Origin of the sequence: Pantoea sp. 18059 (assembly GCF_902706165.1) — a bacterium.
GTDB lineage: Bacteria > Pseudomonadota > Gammaproteobacteria > Enterobacterales > Enterobacteriaceae > Pantoea > Pantoea agglomerans.
In genome coordinates this window covers 1122589-1143431 of the sequence record NZ_CACSJS010000001.1, presented here as the reverse complement: position 1 = coordinate 1143431, position 20843 = coordinate 1122589, and the positions used below count along the sequence as shown (strand labels likewise).

The window sequence follows — 20843 nt, the reverse complement described above, 5'->3', positions numbered from 1 at the left end:
CACTCTGAATGGTTGCTCATCATATCGTTAGTCTGCTTTGAGGTGGATGCCCGAAAATCATTGCCTGCAGCCTTTGTTAGCCAGTTTATTATAAACATGGATAGTTTTACGCAGTACATTACACACACATCAGGTTCACTAAAAAACGACCCAGTAAAAGGCGTTATACCTCTGTTGTGTTACGCATGTTGAGGTGTCCTGATGAAAATCCTTACTACTTAAGTGCCTCTGAATATTATGATTTATGACTGTTTTTTGTACTACGATGAAGATATCTTGCTTGAGATGCGTCTGAACACGCTTGAGCATGTTGTTGATCGGTTTGTCATTGTGGAATCGCGCTATACCTTTACCGGAAAACGCCGGGAAAAGCTTCATTTTGATATTGAGAAGTTCGATCGTTTCCGCGATAAAATTATTTATATTGTTAACGATATTGCGCCCAGATTTTATCAGGAAGCCTTTAAATCGAATAGTTCTCTGGTTAATGCGGGTGAGACTGATCCCTGGGAAAATGAAGCCACTGCACGTAATCAGATTATGCAGGGGCTGGCCGGCGCGCAGGATGATGATATTGTTATTGTGTCAGACGTCGATGAAATTCCCCGACCCGAGGCGATAAAAGCATTCAGTCATCAGCATCTTTGCACGACGCTGCATCAGCAATATTTCAATTTTAAATTTAATGTCCGGGTTTTAAATGACGACGGCACACCGCGCTGTGCCACCCTGGCAAAAATGGTGACCTGTAAAACGCTGCGAAACTTTTTTATGGGACAACCGGAATTGCTTCGCAATGTTAAGCGTCGTGGAACACCGATACGCGAGAACTGGTTGCGCTGGAAGTGGCTAAATTTCCGGACGAAAACCATTAAGAACGCAGGATGGCATTTTTCCTGGGTAATGAGCGATGAGCGCATCAGTGAAAAAATGTCTTCGATTTCTCATACCGAACGTAACTGTCCCGAATTTAATAATCCGGATCACATACGGCGCTGCGTTGAGAACAATATTGATATCTGGAATCGTCCGCGAAGGATGGAGATAGTGCCGGTAACATCCGAACATTTTCCAGCCTGGCTGGTTGAAAATCAGCACCAGCTTGCCGATCTCATTAAATCTTAACGCTAGCAGCGCGCCCAGCGGGCGCGCCTCTCGCACATCAGCTTGCCTTGTAAGGATCTTTTTTGTCATCCTGGCTGTCATCATTTTTGCGCGGCACTTCGCCATGATCTTTCGGTGCATCAGTGGCGGGATGATCATCTTCCTCGTAAGCATTACCAGCGTTTGGCGCGGCTTCGGGCAGGCTTTTGCTGACATCACCTTCTTTCTTACGTTCTTCATTCGTATTGTGTTTAAACATAACTCTCTCCTTTTATTCCAGTCTCTTAAGTTTAGACCAGCACTGACATCCCGCATGCGCAGCGGATTAAAGAAGAAAAAAAAGCCCGCCAGCGGCGGGCTAATCGGAGTTTCTCTCATACTGAACACGTCATTTTTCGATGTTTGGGTGTGTACAGCAGGTTCATGCTAACCGGGAATCCCTGATGCAGTAATGGACAAACCTGCTATGTCGCTTGCGGCAGGTCACATTCCCGTCGATAAACAGATCGATAAATAAATTCGATTGAACGGATTAGCAAAAGGCATATAGTGGCCTGCGTTACCAGGAGATAGAAATTATGTTAAGAGACTATTTAAAGATTGAAGCTGAAGATCAGTTAATCGAACAACGCTCGCTGAGCCTGAAAAATCGTGGTCAGGAAGAGGTCACCGAATGGATTATTGTAAATAGCCAGGGAGTTAAAAAAGGCGGCGTAACCCTGTTCGATAAACTCAGTACCCGCCGCTCATGGCCCGTCAATTACCGCATTATGCAGACCGATCTGCAGGGCAAAGTGGTGGTAGATCAACTGACCGATGCCCTGTAGTTGCCCGGCTATAAACTCAGCCACTGTTGTACGATGAAAAGTGAACCCGCGCCCGGCGGGTTTTTTTATGGCTGGCGGTAGCGTCGCAGTTCCACCAGCGTACCAATCAGCTTCAGGCTGTCCCGGCTGGATTGCAGCTCAGGGAAGTTGATATTGACCGGTGCCAGTTCAAACTGCATGACGCCATTTTCACTGCCGCGCTGACGCCAGGTGCGTAGCAGCACGACCTGATGCTGCAATGCCAGCACGCAGTCGCCGGGCTGAGGTGACTGCGTGGGATCGATGATCACCACATCATTCCGCAGAATCGCGGGCGTCATCGCCTGTTCTTCCACCCGGAAGGCAAAGCTCTGCTGCGAAAGCGCCATGTCGTTGTGCATCAGCAGTTCATGCCGGACGGAACCGGCCTCGCTCAGCCATCGCGGCACGTCGCGCTGTGCAAGCAGTGGGATCTGGTGCAGACCACTCCAGGCGCTTTCGCTGAAAACAGGACCATCCCCATCTATCAGAAAAGCCGGTGCGCAGCCCAGCGCTTCGGCGAGCCGCAGCAGGTTCTCACCGCGCGGCAGCGTCTCTTCTTTTTCCCATTGCGAAATCGCCACATGGGACACTTTTACCTGTTGCGCCAATTGCTTCTGCGTTAACTGCAGCGATTTACGTCGGAGTCGGATGCGGTCACCCAGCGTTTCGTTTTTCATAAGCTTGACTTTTTGGTTGAGAGTGACTTAAGTATACTTAAGCCTGGTATTTAAGCAATCTTAAATTTCATGCGGGGGACGTGGCTAAGCAGCACGCAGTAAGTTCCAGAGACCTTACCGTACAAAGGGGTGTGGCATGGAAAGTAGTCTGATTACCAGTATGGGTGCGTTAGTTCTGGGTGGGGGGGCAGCAGCACTGTTCTGGAAACCGTTATTGGCGGGAATTGCGTCAATCGTTACCAGTAATCGAGCCGGCGGCGAAATTATTACCAGCTACAAAGAGCAGGTGGTGTTGCTGAAAGAGAGCAACCTGCTGATACGGGAGGAGAACGATGAATTACGCGAACGGCACGACAGGAATCTGCGGCGTATCTCGACACTCGAAACCGATCTTCGGTTAATCAAGAATGCGGTAGGGATTTTACTGGCAATGACCGAAACCGATCAGAACGATAAATTTCGTAATGAGATTGATCGGCTTATCTCAACTCTGGAGGATCGCAGTGATGGCCACGATTAATAGCACTAAGGCACCTATGTCTTACCGGCGCAAAGTTATTCTCGGCTGCGTACTGCTGAGCTGTTCGATGATTTGCATCCTGATGACGATCATTTTTCTCTACGTCAGTAACACCGCAAACAAGCGGGTCGAGGAGATTCGGGCGGATTACCGCTTAATTGCGGCGCGGCGTGATGACAGAGTGGAGCTGCTGACCGATCAGGTTGCAGCAATACAGCACAAGCTGGATGCAATACCGGATCGCATAGCCGACAAAACGGTCATAAAAGTCAAAGAGGTCGTCACTGAGAGTGAGGTGCCAGCCGTGAAATCCGGTCATAAACCATAACTTCCGATTATTCTTAATGCGGCTTCGCTATTATCGACTAGTTTTAAATATCCGGGCAACATTTTGTACCTGAATGCAGGCCCGCTGATTGGCCGGTTGATGAACCGCTAAGCCTACTCACTTTGGATAAATGACCAGAAGGAAATTTAGCATGAGCGATTCAACAGAAACCAAGACCAAAACTGAATATCTGCGTGACGTGACTTCTCAGCTAAAAGAGATGCGTCACTATGCTCAGACCAACACCGAAACCCTTTCCAGCCAATGGTTAGCGTTTGATGCGGGTGAGTATAAAGACAAGACCAACGCCGACCGAATCGATGCGTTGCTTAATAAGCAGGGTAAACTGCTGGAAGATCTGGATGCCGCGATTCAGGACATCGAGATTGAAGTTAATCACAGCGAGCAGGAGAGCTAAGTCATCTCCCGCTAACTGATGTGGTGGCCGTTAAGGGATTAATCGGCCACCAGCCACATTTCCGCTTCGTCGAACATCTCTTCAACAATCCGCGCAACCGTCGCTTTATCGTTCTTACTCAAATCAGTATCAATCGCGTTACGTTCCATCGGCTTGACCTTAACTTCAATGTCAGGGAACACCCGATGCACCCGCTTTTCCAGCTCCTCACGAATCATCTCGCGAGCACCCGGTAAACCGGCAACGTTGCGCTTGTCATAAATCAACTCAACAAACATGATGGCAATCCATTCAGGGCAAAATCGCTGACATATAATACTGTAAATAAAAACAGTAGCAAGGCAGCGCGCCTGATTTCGTGTAAATTTTTATCTCGCATAAACCTCAATCTTCGACTAGCAAAATGCGCACGCATCGCGACATAATGGCGGCTTACTTTTAGGAGGTCCGCGATGCGACAACTGGTAATTGATATTCTGCTAAAACTGGCAAAGATGGACGTCGATGCAAAAGAGTTGACGGCGCAGCTTGAAGCGCAGTCCCTGCTGGTTGCGGCGCTGCTGGTGCAGGCGAAACAGGACAACTCGCTGACTATTTCAGAAACGGTGCAGGATGCCATTGTTACCGCTTCGCAATCTTCGACCGAGTTTCTGCAGTCTGATGTGGATCTGCTGCTGACGCATATTAATCGTCTGCTGGCGGTAGCGAGTTATGTTGAAGTAAAGGGTAAAGCGACGGAAGGTGAAGGGTAGGGGCGGATAAAAAAATTCGCCTCTGGAGGTGGAATTGAGACAACACCTGCAGAGGCAGTGCATCAGCACTATTCGTTAAAGGACAATCACGACCTGAGTCGCACGCCGAAGTTATACACTTTCCCCCGGTTAGTACAATTTTATCTGCAGTGCCGGAACTGGTTGGAGGTGTTTGCAATATACAACTTCAGCGCGGCCCTGATTAAAGCTCGTTTTTGATGCAAAACTCTTCCCAGCTCATCCCCAGCGACTCAGCATGAGATTTGAGATAAGTCTCGATAGCTTCAGCCGCCACCGCTTTATCCGGCTCAGCGAGCTGAATAGAAAAGATCATTCCATCCAGATTCTTCTGCCGCAAAAAGGCCGCATAGATGCGTTCGGCATGCCATTCGCGCAGCTGTCGCAGTGACAGGTTAGCCGCACGGGCATCGCTCTCCGTTAATTCATCAAGTGCAGACTGAAAGTCGGGATGCGCGGTAAAAAACATCTCGCGCGCCTGGGCATAGTAGGCTTCTGGCGTTTTCATATTCATATTCCTGAAAGTCTGTTGCAGCGCGTCAGTGTAGCGGGTTGTCTTCCGCTTGTCAGGCGTGACAAAGGACGGAGTTTGCATCAGTTCAGCCTCTGAACTTCCGGTCAAAAACCTGACCGTGGAGCTCAGTGCGGGATAAATTCTGGCGCAATCAGGGTCTGCGTGGTGTTTGAACACCCAGATACCTTGCGCAACGCGGTGGAAAAATTATAACGTAGCCGCCATTGATGGGATCTTAGGGATTAAACATGAAAAAGTGGATGCTGATTGCCGCGCTGGCACTGAGTGGCTGTGCACAAATCAACGATTATGAAAATGCGGTGCAAACGCCGGCGCCCGCTGATCTGCAGGGAACCTGGCAAACCGTCGGTCCACAGAGCAGCCTGATCAGCGATAAGGCGATAGCCAGTGTGATCATCAATGCGGATGGCAGCACGCTGGACTGCCGTCAGTGGATGCGGGTGATTGCGAAGCCGGGCAAACTGACCCGGTTAAGCGGCGATTATGTCAACGTAACGCGTCAGGTGCGGGTGATGCCGCTGGTCGTGGAGAATGGCGAGCTTAGCTATGACAGGATGACTCTGCGTAGAGTGGCGCGTCCGACCGTTGAGTGTCAGCAGGCTCTGGAAGAGGTGGCGAAACAGCCGAAAGCCGCCGTGATTCAGAACATCGAACCGCAGCTGCTGCGCACACCGATTACAGAAAACAACGCGAAGTCGTAACAGCCGACCCATAACAAAACCGCCCCGACGGGCAGAGCGCACTTCACGCTTCTGTCTGCCGGGGCGGTTTTAGTTTTGAGTCATTTCTTCTGCAAGGACCTTATTCTGCCACCACCCAGACGCTGACACTGCCACCGTTACAGACAAAGACCGCCGTGCCGTGCTCGTCGGCAGTAATGGTCTCTTCCCGATTCCCCAGATGATCGCGCCAGACCTTACCGGCAAAACCTTCACCCATCGGCACACTTTTCTCACCGGCATCGCCGTTCGACATGATCACCACACAGCCTGGCTGTGTTTCGGTGCCGCTGCGGCTGAAGGCCACGCAATTTGGGTGATCAAAATAGTCGGTCTGCACGCCCCAGCCATACTGCTGGCGCGCCCGGATCAATCCTTCCAGTTCAGGGATCACCGGCATCTCAATTTTGTGCTTCTCGCCGTCGCCGCCTTCATCTTCATAGGTCGCCCCAAACAGGTCGGGATAGAAGATGGTGGGCACACCCTGTTCACGTAACAGGATCAGCGCATAGGCCAGTGGTTTAAACCAGGCTTCTACCGGCGCTTCCAGCGACTGCAGCGGCTGGGTGTCGTGGTTAGCCACGATCGTCACGGCATGCCACGGATCAGCGACCACCAGCGAGTTAGCAAAGATCTGGCTCATATCGTAGGCGCTGCCCGCAGTTGAAGCCTGGTGGAAGTTCATGTGCAGTGGCGCATCAAACAGCATGGTTTTGCCTTCCACCTGACGCACATACTCCTGCAGCTTCTCCGTTTCAAACGACCAGTATTCCGCGACGATAAACATCGGCTCCTCAGCAACCTCCTGAATATGGTCGATCCACTCTTTGTAGAACCAGGCCGGGATATGTTTTACCGCATCGAGACGAAAGCCGGTGCAGGGCACCTGTTCCATCACCCAGCGCGCCCAGTATTTCAGCTCTTCCCTGACCGCGTTGTTGCGAAAATCGATGTTGGCACCCATCAGATAGTCGAAATTACCCAGCTCGTTATCAACCTGGTCGTTCCAGCCTTCGGCGGTGTAGTCATTGATGATTTTGAATACGCCGTTTTCATCCGGATTTTCGATGTGGTCTACGCCGCTAAAGCATTTGTGGTCCCAGACAAATTTCGAAAACTCTCCGGCGCGTGCCGGAAAAGTGAATTTCGTCCAGGCCTCGCACCCGACCACCTCGTCGTAGATTTCATCGCGGTTATCGGGATTGACGCGGTTTACGCTGATCGCCTCTTTCTCGTCAGCACCCATCTTGTGGTTCAGCACCACATCCAGCAGTACCCCAACGTTGTGGCTGCGCAGGGCTTCTGTCGCCGCCAGTAATTGCTGTTTGTCGCCATATTTGGTGGCAACACCGCCTTTCTGATCAAATTCACCCAGGTCAAACAGATCGTAGCTGTCGTAACCAACAGAATAGCCACCCGAATCCCCTTTGTAGCACGGTGGCAACCACGCCATAGTGATACCGATTTTGCTGAGCCAGGCCGCACGATCGGCCACTTCCGGCCACAGTTTGCTGCCATCCGGGTAATACCAATGGAAAAACTGTAATAACGTTGGGTTTTGCATGTACCACACTCCATGGGATGATGAAAATCAAGTATGGAGTAAGCGGCAAAAAAGAGACGCCGCGCAGAAAAATAAATCTGGCGGCGTGACAGTGCAGGGGATCAGGACAGGGTTTCGTGCGGCACCATAACTACGCCGCCTTGATTGCTATAAGCGGACATCACCGATTTCTGCCTGCTGTTCTGACCCACCAGTGAGGCCAGCTCATCCATCCGCGCCTGCAGCAGACGTTTCACTTCACATTCGTTATCGAGAATACGGCGCAGCACCGGACGTAACTGCTCCTGAGTCTGTGCCGACGGCGACACGGCTTCTGTCGATTGGGCTAAATTCTGCACCGCACTGACATACTCCATCTCCCTGCTGATCAATTCATCCCATTCGCCTTGTGCTGCATGACGCAGCATTCCCTGGCTGAGATCGAGTAACTGTTGGTAAACGGTAATCAGATGCGGTGCAGTAGTCATTAAACGGCGTCCTGAATCAGGTTAGGTTGAACTACTTCTTTCCACGCGTCCGCGATGTTGCGCAGCAGGCCTTCGACCTCCTCGACCGCTGCAACATCATTGTTCAGGTTGGCATGCAACAGGCGACGCGTCATGTAGTTGTAAAGGTCCAGCAGATTATCGGCCAGCTCATCACCACGGTTTTCAGTCAGGCCCTCTTTCAGGCCGGCTTCGATAATATTGATGGCTTTGGAGATAGAGTTGCCTTTGCCTGCAATATTGCCATCCAGCATAAACAAGCGGGCGCGGATTAACGCACTCAGTGCACCGTCGAACAGCATCACAACCAGCTGCTGCTGGCTGGCACTCATCACGGCGCTTTCTACGCCAATTTTTGCATAGGCTTTGGTGCCTGTAGCGCTGTACATGGTCACTCCTATGATTTATTAGAACTTGAGGTATCGAACTGCTGCGTCAGATACGTACTGGTCGAGTTGAGTTTACTGATGGCCAGATCCAGCTGGGTAAACTGTGTTTTATAACGTGCGATATCCGCATCAATGCGATCGCTGGTGGTGTTATACAGGGCCGTTAAGTTATTCAGTGTTTTGCTGACGCCATCGGTAGCGGCCTGAACAATCCCTTTAGATGACAACCAGCCCGTGACGCTGGTCGCGATTTTGGTGGTAATACCGGTGGTTTTACCGTCGCCCACGATCATCTCTTTCACGCCTGCGGCATCTTTATCCAGCGCAGCACTGACCTTAGTGGAATCAATTTTCAGTGAACCGGTCTGTGGGTCGGTAGTGATGCCAATCTGCCCCAGTGATTTGTAGGATGACGAGCTTTGCGCGTTGGTCAGCATGCTTTTCAGCTGCGTCTCAATCGTGCGTAACGTGCTGTCGCCGATCAGGGCGCCATTGCTGGCGTCCTGCGAATCCGTGTTGGTATCCACTTTGGTGTATTTGGTCAGAGTATTGAACTGATCCAGCAACGAATTGTAGGCATCCACCCAGCCGCTGATCGCGCTGGAGGCTTTTGAGGTATCTTTGGTAATCGTCAGCGTCTGAGCGCCAGTTGTCTGCGCGGTCAGATTTAAGGTAATCCCTTCCAGCGCATCACTGATCTGGTTGCTGCTGTTCTCAATCGCAACGTTGTTAACCGTGAGCTGGGCATTCTGCGCTTTCACGCTTTCTGTCATCACATTGCTGCTGGCGGATGCATCAAAGCCCACAACGCCCTGCAGCGTGCTGTCACCGGTGACGGCAATGGTCGCCACGGCATTATCACTGCCGGTTTTATTGGCGCTCATGGAGAGACGGAAGCTGCCGTCTGACACCTTAATAATGGTGGCGGTGACGCCGGCATTGGCGCCATTGATGGCGTCACGCATACCGGTCAGCGAGGTCTGATCGCTGGAAAGCGTCACGCTTTTGCTGGTGCCATCTTTTAAGGTAATCGCAATGCTGCGGCTGGCCACAGAGCTGTCGCCCAGTGCGGCAGTATTGCTGCTCTGCACCGATGAGGTCAGGACCTGCGCCTGTGCCAGCTGAGTCACATTAATCGCATATTTACCGGCCACGGTGCTGCCAGAGGTGGTGGCGCTGAACGCCGTCGAGCTGCTGGCCGCGGTGGTAGAGGTAAACAGGTCTGCACTGTTCAGCTTGGTGTTTGCGGTCTGGAAAGTCGTCAGTGAGCTTTTCAGCGTGGCATAGGCACTGAGCTTGGACGTGTAAGCCGACTGCTGTTTTGAAATTGGTGTGAGTGACGCTTTTTCAGCGGTGGTCAAACTGTCAAGCATGGTACTGAGTGGCAGGCCGGAGCCCACACCGAGGTTGCTTATACTAGCCATGTTAATTCCTTTATAAGGTCGACAGAGAAATTGATACCTGGGTTATCGGCCTTGAATAAGGAAAGTTTAAGGTTATTTGCCTTAGGGTAATGAGGTAAATAAGCACTATAGAGAAGGGTAATTCAGCGGCTAGAAAATTAATGAATTAACGCTAAAGAAGTTCGGACGGGTGGCGATAACTTAAAACGTGACAGGTTGAAGCAGAAAAATTCGCCTGGTACTAAAAAAATTCTAAAGGTTGTTAAACGGCAGACGATAACAACTTTGACGGCGCTGAAGCCGGCGGGTTGAAGCCCACACCTTAACCGAAAGACTTGATTAACAGGAAAATTCATCATGGCCCAAGTCATTAATACCAACAGCCTCTCGCTGATCACTCAGAACAACATCAACAAGAACCAGTCAGCTCTGTCTACTTCAATGGAGCGTCTGTCTTCTGGTTTACGTATCAACAGCGCGAAAGATGACGCTGCTGGTCAGGCAATTGCCAACCGTTTCACCTCTAACATCAAGGGCCTGACTCAGGCTGCTCGTAACGCTAACGACGGTATCTCTGCTGCGCAGACTACTGAAGGCGCGCTGTCAGAAATCAACAACAACTTACAGCGTGTTCGTGAGCTGACTGTACAGTCTCAGAACGGCACCAACTCTGATTCCGACCTCGGTTCAATCCAGGACGAAATCAAATCACGTCTGAGCGAAATCGACCGCGTATCTGGTCAGACTCAGTTCAACGGCGTGAACGTGCTGGCTAAAGACGGCGCAATGAAAATTCAGGTTGGCGCAAACGACGGCGAAACCATCAACATCGACCTGAAGAAGATTGACTCTTCTACTCTGGGCCTGTCAGGTTTCGGCGTCTCTAAAAACGCACTGAAAACCAGCGATGCAATCACTCAGGTTGGCGCAAGCGGTTCACTGAAAAACGTTGACCTGTCAGCTGTTGCCACTGCGCTGAAAGTAGACGCAAGCTCACTGTCACTGAAAAACGTACAGACTTCAGCTGGCGCAGCAACTTCAACTTACGTTGTTTCTTCAGGCAGCGACAACTATGCAGTATCTGTTGACGATACAACCGGTAAAGTTGCACTGAACACCACTGACGTTTCTTACACCGACTCAGCTAACGGCGTTACTGCTGGTACTATGTCTGGTCAGTTCGTTAAAGTTGGCGGCGATGCAACTGGCGCAGCACAGGGTTATGTGACTGTTCAGGGCAAAGACTACAACACCGCAGCGGGTGCTATCGTTAATGGTGGCGCAACTGGTACTACTGCTGTAGCAAGCAACATTGGCGACATCGCTTCTGCGACCAACACCAACGTGCACACCGGTTCAGCTACCGCTAACCCACTGGCACTGCTGGACAAGGCTATCGCATCTGTTGATAACTTCCGTTCAAGCCTGGGTGCAGTACAGAACCGTCTGAACTCAGCGGTAACTAACCTGAACAACACCACGACTAACCTGTCTGCAGCACAGTCTCGTATTCAGGATGCTGACTACGCAACTGAAGTTTCCAACATGTCTAAAGCGCAGATCGTGCAGCAGGCTGGTAACTCAGTATTGTCTAAAGCTAACCAGGTTCCACAGCAGGTTCTGTCTCTGCTGCAGGGCTAATCGCCTTCGACCCACATTCAAAACCCCGCCTCGGCGGGGTTTTTTTATGCGTACGATTAGCCTGGTTTTTAATCCTTTCTCTGCCAATCACTCTCCTCGCTTTCATTTATCCTGACATTAACCCCTCATGCTTTTAAGCACCCTGGTTGAGCAGGTAAATAATGAAAAATATTACTGTTGTGGAACCGCTGTTTGTCACTGCTTTTCAATGTATTGGCAGTGAGTGTCGTGATCATTGCTGCAAAGGCTGGGATATCACGCTGGATAAGCCCACGGTTAAGCGCTATTTAAAATCCTCACAGATTGAAATAAAAACTCTGGCGACCGAAAACATCGTCATTACCGGAAAAAGCGTCGCCAACTGGGGCATCATGAAGCTGAATGCCTCTGGCAACTGTGCTTTTATGGATGAAGATCTCCTATGCAAAGTGCACTCAAACCTGGGCGCAGCTGCCCTGAGCCATACCTGCGCCACTTATCCCAGAGCGGCCAGAACGTTTAAATATGAGCAGCAAAAGACGCTGGTGCTCTCCTGCCCGGAAGCAACCCGGAAGTTATTAGCTTCACCCGATGCCATGCTCTTCGAACAGACCCTTCAGACTCAGCCAGAAGCCAATAAAGCCAAAGATCTCAATCAGCATAAGAAGCTGCTGAATCTGATGTGTCTCAATATTGTTAAAATGAGCGGTGAGAAGCTGGATGAAGCTTTTTACGCGCTGACCACCTTTTTGCTGGCGGCCGAAAGAGTCAGCCCCAACGAGGATTGGCTGGAAAAGATGGAGCTTCATTTTTCTGACGTGCTCGATAATCTGGCACAGGGCCATATCAGACAGCAGCTCGACCAGATTAAGCCTGACCATAATCTGCAATGGTCTTTACTGTTGAGATTGCAGACCTGGTTCGGCGGAAAGACATACAGGCGTGCCTTTCCCACTCTGGATCACTATCTGAATAAGCTGATTTATATCTTGTCGGAAGGGGCTAAAACCGATGACGTCAGCCAGTCGATGATCCGGCTCGACAACGTCTGGCAGAAGCAGGTTATGCCCTGGCTGGCTGATCGTCCGTGGATAATGAACAATTATATTCAGTACCGTATCTATGATGAATTTTTCCCTAATGACGAAACCCGCAGCCCGTTACTGAGTTTGTATCTTTTGACAGCAGAATGGTTCCAGTTGAAGTCACTGATAGCCGCCAGTGTTGAGCTAGTGGGAACCATTGATGAAGAGGATATTATCAATATTATTTATAGCTACCACTCCATAACAAAACACAGTTCACAATCGGTAAGTGCGTTTCTGGCTGAGATTAACAAAGTTAAGGTCAATGACGATCTATCGCTGATTTACCTGCTGAAATAATCCCGGATGGCGGCGCTTCAGGTATATGCCGCATCCGCCTGTCCCTGCCCAGGGATTTGCCTCTGCTGACGTCTGAAAGCGCGGGCGTGCGGGTCTATTTTAAGCCAGCACGCCAGGGCCTACGCACGCGAGAGTAGTAAAGCAACATTTTTCCAAAACCTGACCGCAAAGGTGCAGGTTCGCTGTCTTTCATCCCTGTAACCTGCAACCCGTTACAGTTCCCCTCCAGACTGCCGATAACTCCTCACAGAACAACATCATTTTTGATTTTAACTTTGTGGAGTGTCTATGCGCTTCAATTATGACCTGTTACCGGGTGAGCGGCTGACCTTTGAAGAGATCGCCCGGCGTTATGCTCTGCAATACCCTGATGATAAAGAGCTGACGGCGCGCGCCTTGCTGAGTCCGTCAACCGGGCTGCGCACGCTGAAAATCCGCGCGGTGTTCGCGCAGGAAGAGAGCAACAGCCCGCTGGAGGATCTGCTGTTCATCTCCCATGACAACGAACGTAAAAATTACCTGCGTCGCTTTGAGCACTATCTTAAGCAGAATCTCTCCTTCCTCTATTTCCGTCGCAGCGATAGCGAAAAGCGCGACAACCTGTGGAAGGTGATGGGCAGCAGCCAGGTCTTCGCGATGATCGATCCGCAATCCGCCACGGCACAGAATCTGCTGAACAGTCGCGGCTACAAACTGGTGCTGATGCATCAGGATGATGAAGACGCTTACTGGCAGCTCTTCAATCCACAGGCGGATCCCTGTTTTCCGCAGTCGCAGCGCATTCAGTTCATCGTGGTGCTGAGTACGCCGCAGCACAAAGTCCCGGCGGCGGTGATGCCGGGAACGGAAGTCGGGCGTCGTGTCAAAGCCCGGGTGCTGCAGCGCGCCAGCCAGGCGGAATTCAGCGCCGGTGTCAAAGCCCGCTACGGCGCCTGTGTGATGACCGGCACCGAGCTGACCGAACGGCACAACTGGCCCTGGGTGGAAGCCTGTCATATCGACACGCAGGAGGGTGATGATGGTGTCCTGGCAGATAACAGCATCGATAACGGCCTGTTTTTACGCAGTGATTTGCAGCGGCTGTTTATTAACCGACTGATTAGCATTGATGGTGAATCGGGCGAGATTCTGGTGCATCCCGGCGAAGAGGCGCAACAGCATCTTGCGCCCTGGTATCAGGAACTCGAGGGTCGCGTCTGCAGCCTGTGGGCTGCAGTGCCGCCCGCCACCCGGCAACGGCTGCGCGCCCGTCGTTAATCTTCTCTGAAGAGTGCAGAAGGATCTGCACTCTGACGTAACAAAAATGAAATAGCCTCGTTTTACCCCGCCTATTCAGCCAATCGAAAACGCTACAGAATTGGATAATCATGCCGATAACTTCATTAACGCAGGGTAGTCAACGTGAACGATTTCTATACCGCCGAAGGCGTGATGGACAAGCATTCGCTCTGGCAGCGCTACGTGCCGCTGGTGCGCCATGAAGCGTTGCGTCTGCAGGTTCGCCTGCCGGCCAGTGTTGAGCTTGACGACTTGCTGCAGGCGGGTGGGATAGGGCTGTTAAATGCCGTAGAGCGTTATGACGCGCTCCAGGGTACAGCCTTTACCACCTATGCCGTGCAGCGTATTCGTGGCGCCATGCTCGACGAGCTTCGTAGTCGGGACTGGGCACCGCGCAGTGTGCGTCGTAATGCACGCGAGGTGGCCGGAGCAATGCACAGAGTGGAACAGTCGCTGGGGCGTTCTGCCTCTGAGCAGGAAGTGGCGCAGCAGCTGAATGTTTCCATGGAGGAGTACCGGCAGATCCTGCTGGACACCAACAACAGTCAACTTTTCTCCTACGACGAGTATCGGGAAGAGCACGGCGACAGCGCGGAGCTGGTGACGGAAGGCCATGAAGAGGCTAATCCGCTTCATCAGTTGCTTGAAGGGAGTCTGCGTGAGCGCGTCATTGAAGCGATCGAAGCATTACCCGATCGTGAAAAGATGGTGCTGACACTGTACTACCAGGAAGAACTGAACCTGAAAGAGATTGGGGCGGTGCTTGATGTGGGTGAATCCCGTGTCAGCCAGCTGCACAGTCAGGCGATTAAACGCCTGCGTGCCCGACTTGCGGGAGCGCGCTAGCAGTATCAGTTCCTGGCGATTCAAAATTATAAAAAACCGGGGACTCAGTAATGGGAGCCAAGACCAAGGCCAGACCGTTAAGTCGTTATCTTAAAGACTATAAACACAGCCAGAGCAACTGTTCACACTGTGGCAAGGTATTAGATCGAATGGCGCTCGTTTTTCGTGGCCAGATCATCAATAAAGAGGCCATCGCTCGGATGGACCAGATGATTGATGAGCAGCTGTGGCTGAAACTTCAGCCCGAACTGACCGCGCTTTGTCGTTTTTGCAGTGATATTTTTTGTAATACCCATCCTAATTACTTCGACATAATGGCGTTTAAACAGTATCTGTTTGAACAGACAGAGATGAGCCCCAGCACGATTCGTGAATATGTGGTGCGGCTGCGTCGTCTGGATGAGATGCTGAAAGCCAGAAATTTCCCGGCCGACAGGCTTCAGGGAAATAGCTGGCATCAGTGTCTGGAAAGCGATCTGCCCGATGCCGGTAATAACAATTACCGCATCGCGCTGCGCAAGTACGATCAGTTCTTAGGCTGGCAGCAGGGTTAACCCTGATCTGCAACGATTGCTCCCCCGCGTGCCTGCGGCACGTTCCCCTTTTGCCCGCCAGCCGGGTAAAAGGGAAGGGGGAGCACGGCGCTTCTTTCTCCTGCATCTTCCATTATGCATCTGTCTCACCGCATCTGCTGACACCTGAATCAGGGTGATCCTTTTCGCATCTTCTGCAACACTGTAAGGATAAATTGAATGCCCGAACGGAGGCAGCATTGTCTTTACATCTGTTACACCAATTCCCGCGTCTTGAACTGCTGGGCGCACCCACGCCGTTAGAACATCTGCCTCGGCTCTCTGACTATCTGGGTCGCGATATTTTTATTAAACGCGATGATTTCACGCCGGTGGCGATGGGCGGCAATAAGCTGCGCAAGCTGGAATTTCTGGCGGCGGACGCGCTGCGTGAAGGCGCCGATGTGCTGCTGACCGCGGGCGCAATCCAGTCCAATCATGTGCGTCAGACGGCGGCAGTCGCGGCCCGGCTTGGCCTGAAGTGCGTGGCATTGCTGGAAAACCCGATTGGCACCCACGCTGAAAATTACCTGAGCAACGGCAACCGTCTGTTACTGGATCTGATGGACGCTGAAGTGATCATGGTGGATGCGCTGAATAACCCTGCGGAACAGCTGGCTGAACAGGCCACGCGTCTGGAAGCCCAGGGTTATCGTCCTTACATCGTGCCGGTCGGCGGCTCAAATGCGCTGGGTGCACTAGGCTATGTAGAGTGCGCGCAGGAGATTGCTCATCAGAGCGAAGGCGTGGTCGATTTCGCCGCCGTGGTCGTGGCCTCGGGCAGTGCCGGCACCCATGCCGGTCTGGCGGTGGGTCTGGAGCATCTGCTGCCGGAGGCCGAGCTGGTGGGCGTCACCGTTTCACGCCAGGTTGAGGCGCAGTTGCCGCTGGTGGAGCGGCTGCGTCAGTCGCTGGCGGAGACGCTGGAAGTGCAGGCTAAGGCACCGATTACCCTGTGGGATGACTACTTTGCGCCGCGCTACGGCGAACCCAATGATGAAGGCATGGCTGCGGTGAAACTGCTGGCTCGGCTGGAAGGGATCCTGCTGGACCCGGTCTACACCGGCAAGGCGATGGCCGGACTGCTGGATGGCGTCAGCCAGAATCGTTTCCGCCGTGAAGGTCCGTTGCTGTTTATTCATACGGGCGGCGCACCGGCGTTATTTGCTTATCATCCTTCGGTCTGAGACAAGCGAATAAAACAGTTTATACTCCGTGGGTTATCCTACTGGACTGGCAGCGACAAGCCGTGCTGCCCTTATAAGAACACACACACAATACTGTCAATAATGGGGTGAATATGTCCTTTTCTCGTGCAGGTCGTCAGATGATGATGGGCGTCATGGCCGTGGCGCTGATTGCTGGCGTCAACGTTAAAACCTTTGCAGCGGAAAATCTGCTGAACAAAATTAAAGAGCGCGGCACGCTGCTGGTGGGTCTGGAAGGCACCTATCCGCCATTCAGCTTCCAGGATGAAAAGGGCAAGCTGACCGGCTTTGAAGTGGAATTCGCGGAACAGCTGGCACAGCACATGGGCGTCAAGGCGAGCCTGAAACCGACCAAGTGGGACGGCATGCTGGCCTCACTCGACGCGAAGCGCATCGATGTGGTCATCAACCAGGTCACCATCTCTGATGAGCGTAAGAAAAAGTATGACTTCTCCACGCCATACACGGTCTCCGGCATTCAGGCGCTGACCATGAAAGCCAATGCGAACACCATCACCAAACCTGCTGACCTGGCCGGTAAAAAAGTGGGCGTCGGTCTGGGCACCAACTACGAGCAGTGGCTGCGTGAGAATGTGAAGGGCGTGGACATCCGTACCTATGATGATGACCCGACGAAATATCAGGATCTGCGTTCTGGCCGTCTGAATGCCATTCTGGTTGACCGTCTGGCTGCGCTGGATCTGGTGAAGAAAACGGGCGATACCATGGCGGTCGCGGGTGATGCGTTCTCCCGTCAGGAATCGGGCGTGGCGGTACGTAAAGGCAACGAAGACCTGCTGAAAGCGATCGATCAGGCCATTGCTGAAATGCAGAAAGATGGCTCGCTGAGCAAGCTGTCTCAGAAATGGTTTGGCGCGGACGTGACGAAATAATGCAGGAAAGTCTTCAACTGGTGCTGGATTCAGCACCTTTTTTATTAAAAGGCGCGCTGTTTACGCTGCAGCTCAGCATCGGCGGCATGTTCTTTGGCCTGCTGCTGGGCTTTATTCTGGCGCTGATGCGTCTGTCGCGCTTCTGGCCGGTTCGCTGGCTGGCACGAATCTATGTCTCGATCTTTCGTGGCACGCCGCTGATCGCCCAGCTGTTTATGATCTATTACGGCCTGCCGCAGTTTGGCATTGAACTGGATCCGATCCCCTCTGCGATGATTGGTCTTTCCCTGAATACCGCAGCCTATGCCTCAGAGTCACTGCGTGGCGCGATTTCATCGATTGAGCGCGGGCAGTGGGAAGCGGCGGCAAGTATCGGCATGACGCGCTGGCAAACCCTGCGCCGGGTGATCCTGCCACAGGCAGCCCGCACCGCGCTGCCTCCGCTGGGCAACAGCTTTATCAGCCTGGTAAAAGATACCTCGCTGGCGGCGACCATTCAGGTACCGGAGCTGTTCCGTCAGGCGCAGTTGATCACCTCACGCACGCTGGAAGTCTTTACCATGTATCTGGCAGCCTCGCTGATCTACTGGGTGATGGCAACGGTGTTATCTGCGTTGCAGAACCGGCTGGAACAGCATGTTAATCGTCAGGATTCGGAGTCGAAATGAGCGCCATCGAAGTCAGAAAGCTGGTGAAGTCTTTTAACGGCCAGACGGTGCTGCACGACATCGACCTTGATGTGGCCGCCGGTGAAGTGGTGGCCATTATCGGCCCCAGCGGATCAGGTAAAACCACGCTGCTGCGCAGTATCAATCTGCTGGAAGTGCCGGATAGCGGCACCATCCGCGTTGGAGAGATTACTGTTGATGCGGCGCTGGCACAGAGTAAGCAGAAAGAGCAGGTGCGTCGTCTGCGTCAGCAGGTCGGGTTTGTCTTCCAGAACTTCAATCTGTTTCCGCATCGTTCGGTGATGGAGAACATTATTGAAGGGCCGGTTATCGTCAAAGGCGAAGCGAAAGCGGATGCGGTAGCCCGCGCCCGCACGCTGCTGGAGAAGGTCGGGCTGCACGGCAAAGAAGAGAGCTATCCGCGCCGTCTGTCGGGCGGGCAGCAACAGCGCGTGGCGATTGCGCGTGCGCTGGCGATGCGGCCGGAAGTGATCCTGTTTGATGAACCGACCTCGGCGCTGGATCCGGAGCTGGTGGGCGAGGTGCTCAGCACCATTCGCGCGCTGGCCGAAGAGAAACGCACCATGGTCATCGTCACGCATGAGATGAGCTTTGCCCGCGATGTGGCTGACCGCGCCATTTTTATGGATCAGGGGCGGATTGTGGAGCAGGGCGAAGCGAAAGCGTTGTTCAGTAACCCTCAGCAGCCGCGCACCCGTCAGTTCCTTGATAAATTTCTGAATCAGTAATCCACACTGCCTTCCCAGGAAGGCAGTTTTAACCTGTTTAAAACCCTCATTTTTTAAGCTGCAAATGGCTATGGTCACGCTATTAGCAGGCGCAGTATCATAAATAACTCTGCCGCTGTTAAACCTTTTGGCACATCTGACAAATCTTTTCTTTTCATCGGGGATATATTGGCTTTTCCCGTTGCCACTTTCTCTTAATTATATTCTCTGAATTATGAAGCAATATTATCCTTTAAGCTGGCTGCGGCACTGCTAATTAGCGCATTGCGTCGATATTAATAAGTGTAAGGAAACGTTCTGCTGAGTAAATAACTGTGGTAACAGGGCCACGCAGCGGCTTTTAAGAGTTTCGCTACATTCATCACCGGTTCAATGGCGAATAATTGCCGGATAATCATAAAAGCAATACTGATTTCCTCGCTTTTACTTTCCAGCATTCTGACCTACACAGCAGGAGTCATTGAATGAACCAGACTAAGTCAGATCAGATATTGTGGGTCGATACCCTGAAGGGCGCCTGCATATTACTGGTGGTCCTGTACCACACAGTTTTACCCGGCTTTGAAGGGACGATGAAATATCTCTCTGCCGGATGGATCCCCGCCGAAATATGGATACAGTTTAATACGGTACTGTCGCCGCTGCGTATGCCCGCCTTTTTCTTTGTCTCGGGATTACTGGCGACCAATGGCATTCTGAATCGGCCCTGGAAGCAGGTATTTACCAGTCGCATCACCAATCTTTTTTATCTCTATATTCTGTGGGGGTTTATTCAGTGGTGGTCAATTATCGGTATCTCCACTGAAATTACCGGCCAGCGTATTTCGCAGAATCTTAATGCCGCCTATGCGGGTTCGCTAGTCGAGTTTCTCAAGCTGACCTTTATGGCCATGAGTACCTCGTGGTATCTGTATGGGCTGGGGCTCTATTTCCTCTGTGCTAAAGTTTTCCGTCAATATAAGCTGGCCCTGGTGGCGGTGGCGATCCTGCTGAATTATCTGGCGGCAGAAAAAGTGATCCCGTTCTGGGGACCACAGAGCCTGGCCCAATATTTTGTGTTCTTCCTGTTAGGGGCATTCTGGAGCCAGACGATGCTGCGCCTGAGTGAATGGCGGCGTGAGAATCTGATGCCCTGGGCGCTTCTGGCGGCAGCCGCCGGGATTCATGTGCTATTCGGTCTGGATAAGAGTCTGTTCCTGTGTGTACTGGCGGTGTTATTCAGTATCGCGGCCTGTCGCTGGCTGAATCAGCACTTCAGCATGCGTTATCTCAACTGGGTTGGCCGCAATACGCTGCAAATTTATGTCATCCACCGTATTTTTATCGAGTTTTTTGGTATGTCTGCGATTCTGTTCGCGCAGCGGCATCATCTGTTCGAGCAGGCGTGGTTTTCGTTTCTCTGGGCCTGTTTCTATCCGGTGGCTATCGTGGGTCTCTGCTCGCTCTGTTCAGTGGCAATCTGGTCGCTGACAAATCGCGGAGTGGGGCAGTCGCTATTTGTGTTCCCGACGTTAATGAAAAGGGCGCCTGGCGGCGCGAGCGGTGGGTAAGTTACGCTTAGCAGCGGGGAAGTTACGCTTTGCAGCGGGCTTGCACTGAGCGGGTTTCGCCCGCCAGGCGATGAGGAGTTTCAGGTTGCCTGAGCAGGCGGACGCGTCAAGGGGCGGACGCCCGCCCCTTAACAATCCCGGCGTCCGGCTGCCTGCGCGCCCCGCTGTGCGGGGTGCCTTCGTCACGCCCTGCGGCCGACGGACCGTCCGGACTCGCCATCCCTGGCTCGTGCCGTCCTTTCGCCGACGTCCTGTCGGCTCATCCTGGCCTCCGGTTGTTCCTTAGCGCTTCGGACGCCTCTGGTAAACCCCTG

General features: G+C 52.4%; 25 protein-coding genes. 17 read left to right on the top strand and 8 right to left on the bottom strand.

From position 1 onward, the window contains the following. Positions 1-237 precede the first annotated feature (237 nt). Positions 238-1125 (top strand): benzoate transporter, encoded by an 888-nt coding sequence (locus GVJ63_RS05385; protein ID WP_122458264.1) that lies wholly within the window; start codon positions 238-240, stop codon positions 1123-1125. A 37-nt stretch (positions 1126-1162) separates the two neighbouring features. Here the strand turns inward: GVJ63_RS05385 and GVJ63_RS05380 are convergent, their stop codons facing one another. Further along, the gene (locus GVJ63_RS05380) at positions 1163-1363 is read right to left on the bottom strand and encodes a hypothetical protein (protein ID WP_010247636.1); all 201 of its coding nucleotides are present in this window, start codon (positions 1361-1363) and stop codon (positions 1163-1165) included. A 319-nt stretch (positions 1364-1682) separates the two neighbouring features. On the opposite strand from GVJ63_RS05380, the gene GVJ63_RS05375 reads away from it, so the two are divergent. Further along, the gene (locus GVJ63_RS05375) at positions 1683-1931 is read left to right on the top strand and encodes a hypothetical protein (protein ID WP_010247633.1); all 249 of its coding nucleotides are present in this window, start codon (positions 1683-1685) and stop codon (positions 1929-1931) included. A gap of 65 nt (positions 1932-1996) precedes the next feature. On the opposite strand, the gene GVJ63_RS05370 is transcribed toward GVJ63_RS05375, so the two are convergent. Continuing rightward, on the bottom strand, positions 1997-2629 hold the full coding sequence (locus tag GVJ63_RS05370) for a helix-turn-helix domain-containing protein (RefSeq protein WP_159226508.1): 633 nt from the start codon (positions 2627-2629) through the stop codon (positions 1997-1999). A 136-nt stretch (positions 2630-2765) separates the two neighbouring features. Between GVJ63_RS05370 and GVJ63_RS05365 the strand changes: the two genes are divergently transcribed. The 3 genes from GVJ63_RS05365 to GVJ63_RS05355 all read left to right on the top strand — a co-directional run bounded on the left by GVJ63_RS05365 (position 2766) and on the right by GVJ63_RS05355 (position 3895). After that, entirely contained in the window at positions 2766-3149 is a 384-nt protein-coding gene (locus tag GVJ63_RS05365; protein ID WP_010247627.1) for a hypothetical protein, read from the top strand. Next, positions 3136-3477: a hypothetical protein gene (locus GVJ63_RS05360; RefSeq protein ID WP_010670838.1), complete on the top strand. Its 342-nt coding sequence runs from the start codon at positions 3136-3138 to the stop codon at positions 3475-3477. The genes GVJ63_RS05365 and GVJ63_RS05360 overlap by 14 nt, the downstream gene beginning before the upstream one ends. A 151-nt stretch (positions 3478-3628) precedes the next feature. Then, a complete protein-coding gene (locus GVJ63_RS05355; RefSeq protein ID WP_010670837.1) occupies positions 3629-3895 on the top strand; it encodes a hypothetical protein in 267 nt (88 codons plus the stop codon). 38 nt (positions 3896-3933) lie between these two features. Here the strand turns inward: GVJ63_RS05355 and GVJ63_RS05350 are convergent, their stop codons facing one another. Continuing rightward, positions 3934-4173 carry a DinI-like family protein gene (locus GVJ63_RS05350; protein ID WP_003854508.1) on the bottom strand — a complete coding sequence of 80 codons (240 nt, stop codon included), beginning with the start codon at positions 4171-4173 and terminating at the stop codon, positions 3934-3936. A 174-nt stretch (positions 4174-4347) separates the two neighbouring features. Between GVJ63_RS05350 and iraP the strand changes: the two genes are divergently transcribed. Continuing rightward, positions 4348-4647, top strand: a complete 300-nt coding sequence (gene iraP, locus GVJ63_RS05345) for an anti-adapter protein IraP (RefSeq protein WP_010247621.1) — start codon at positions 4348-4350, stop codon at positions 4645-4647. A gap of 202 nt (positions 4648-4849) precedes the next feature. On the opposite strand, the gene GVJ63_RS05340 is transcribed toward iraP, so the two are convergent. After that, positions 4850-5173 (bottom strand): DUF6388 family protein, encoded by a 324-nt coding sequence (locus tag GVJ63_RS05340; protein ID WP_008926858.1) that lies wholly within the window; start codon positions 5171-5173, stop codon positions 4850-4852. A 254-nt stretch (positions 5174-5427) separates the two neighbouring features. On the opposite strand from GVJ63_RS05340, the gene yedD reads away from it, so the two are divergent. Continuing rightward, positions 5428-5901 carry a lipoprotein YedD gene (gene yedD, locus GVJ63_RS05335; RefSeq protein WP_159226507.1) on the top strand — a complete coding sequence of 158 codons (474 nt, stop codon included), beginning with the start codon at positions 5428-5430 and terminating at the stop codon, positions 5899-5901. A 100-nt stretch (positions 5902-6001) separates the two neighbouring features. Here the strand turns inward: yedD and amyA are convergent, their stop codons facing one another. From amyA to fliD, 4 genes are all read right to left on the bottom strand, one after another. Further along, positions 6002-7483: an alpha-amylase gene (amyA, locus tag GVJ63_RS05330; RefSeq protein ID WP_159226506.1), complete on the bottom strand. Its 1482-nt coding sequence runs from the start codon at positions 7481-7483 to the stop codon at positions 6002-6004. A gap of 101 nt (positions 7484-7584) precedes the next feature. After that, entirely contained in the window at positions 7585-7950 is a 366-nt protein-coding gene (gene fliT / locus GVJ63_RS05325) for a flagella biosynthesis regulatory protein FliT (RefSeq protein ID WP_010247612.1), read from the bottom strand. Then, positions 7950-8357 (bottom strand): flagellar export chaperone FliS, encoded by a 408-nt coding sequence (fliS, locus tag GVJ63_RS05320; protein ID WP_064691420.1) that lies wholly within the window; start codon positions 8355-8357, stop codon positions 7950-7952. Before fliS ends, fliT begins: the two co-directional genes overlap by 1 nt. A gap of 8 nt (positions 8358-8365) precedes the next feature. Next, positions 8366-9781, bottom strand: a complete 1416-nt coding sequence (fliD, locus tag GVJ63_RS05315) for a flagellar filament capping protein FliD (protein WP_159226505.1) — start codon at positions 9779-9781, stop codon at positions 8366-8368. Between the two features lie 336 nt (positions 9782-10117). Between fliD and GVJ63_RS05310 the strand changes: the two genes are divergently transcribed. The 10 genes from GVJ63_RS05310 to GVJ63_RS05265 all read left to right on the top strand — a co-directional run bounded on the left by GVJ63_RS05310 (position 10118) and on the right by GVJ63_RS05265 (position 20529). Continuing rightward, the gene (locus GVJ63_RS05310) at positions 10118-11401 is read left to right on the top strand and encodes a FliC/FljB family flagellin (RefSeq protein ID WP_159226504.1); all 1284 of its coding nucleotides are present in this window, start codon (positions 10118-10120) and stop codon (positions 11399-11401) included. Positions 11402-11562: 161 nt separating this feature from the next. Further along, the gene (gene fliB, locus GVJ63_RS05305) at positions 11563-12765 is read left to right on the top strand and encodes a flagellin lysine-N-methylase (RefSeq protein ID WP_159226503.1); all 1203 of its coding nucleotides are present in this window, start codon (positions 11563-11565) and stop codon (positions 12763-12765) included. 288 nt (positions 12766-13053) lie between these two features. Beyond that, complete coding sequence (locus GVJ63_RS05300) at positions 13054-14022, top strand: HNH endonuclease signature motif containing protein (RefSeq protein WP_010247595.1); 969 nt, start codon at positions 13054-13056, stop codon at positions 14020-14022. Positions 14023-14166: 144 nt separating this feature from the next. Beyond that, positions 14167-14889 (top strand): RNA polymerase sigma factor FliA, encoded by a 723-nt coding sequence (locus GVJ63_RS05295; RefSeq protein WP_003854529.1) that lies wholly within the window; start codon positions 14167-14169, stop codon positions 14887-14889. Between the two features lie 50 nt (positions 14890-14939). Further along, a complete protein-coding gene (gene fliZ / locus GVJ63_RS05290; protein WP_010247591.1) occupies positions 14940-15443 on the top strand; it encodes a flagella biosynthesis regulatory protein FliZ in 504 nt (167 codons plus the stop codon). 218 nt (positions 15444-15661) lie between these two features. Further along, positions 15662-16648, top strand: a complete 987-nt coding sequence (locus GVJ63_RS05285; protein ID WP_159226502.1) for a D-cysteine desulfhydrase — start codon at positions 15662-15664, stop codon at positions 16646-16648. 113 nt (positions 16649-16761) lie between these two features. Then, positions 16762-17562, top strand: coding sequence for a cystine ABC transporter substrate-binding protein (gene tcyJ, locus GVJ63_RS05280; protein WP_064691418.1), 801 nt, complete (start codon positions 16762-16764; stop codon positions 17560-17562). Then, a complete protein-coding gene (gene tcyL / locus GVJ63_RS05275) occupies positions 17562-18230 on the top strand; it encodes a cystine ABC transporter permease (protein ID WP_003854540.1) in 669 nt (222 codons plus the stop codon). The genes tcyJ and tcyL overlap by 1 nt, the downstream gene beginning before the upstream one ends. Then, entirely contained in the window at positions 18227-18979 is a 753-nt protein-coding gene (tcyN, locus tag GVJ63_RS05270; RefSeq protein ID WP_010247571.1) for an L-cystine ABC transporter ATP-binding protein TcyN, read from the top strand. Before tcyL ends, tcyN begins: the two co-directional genes overlap by 4 nt. A 464-nt stretch (positions 18980-19443) precedes the next feature. Next, positions 19444-20529 (top strand): acyltransferase family protein, encoded by a 1086-nt coding sequence (locus GVJ63_RS05265; protein WP_159226501.1) that lies wholly within the window; start codon positions 19444-19446, stop codon positions 20527-20529. Positions 20530-20843: the final 314 nt, after the last annotated feature.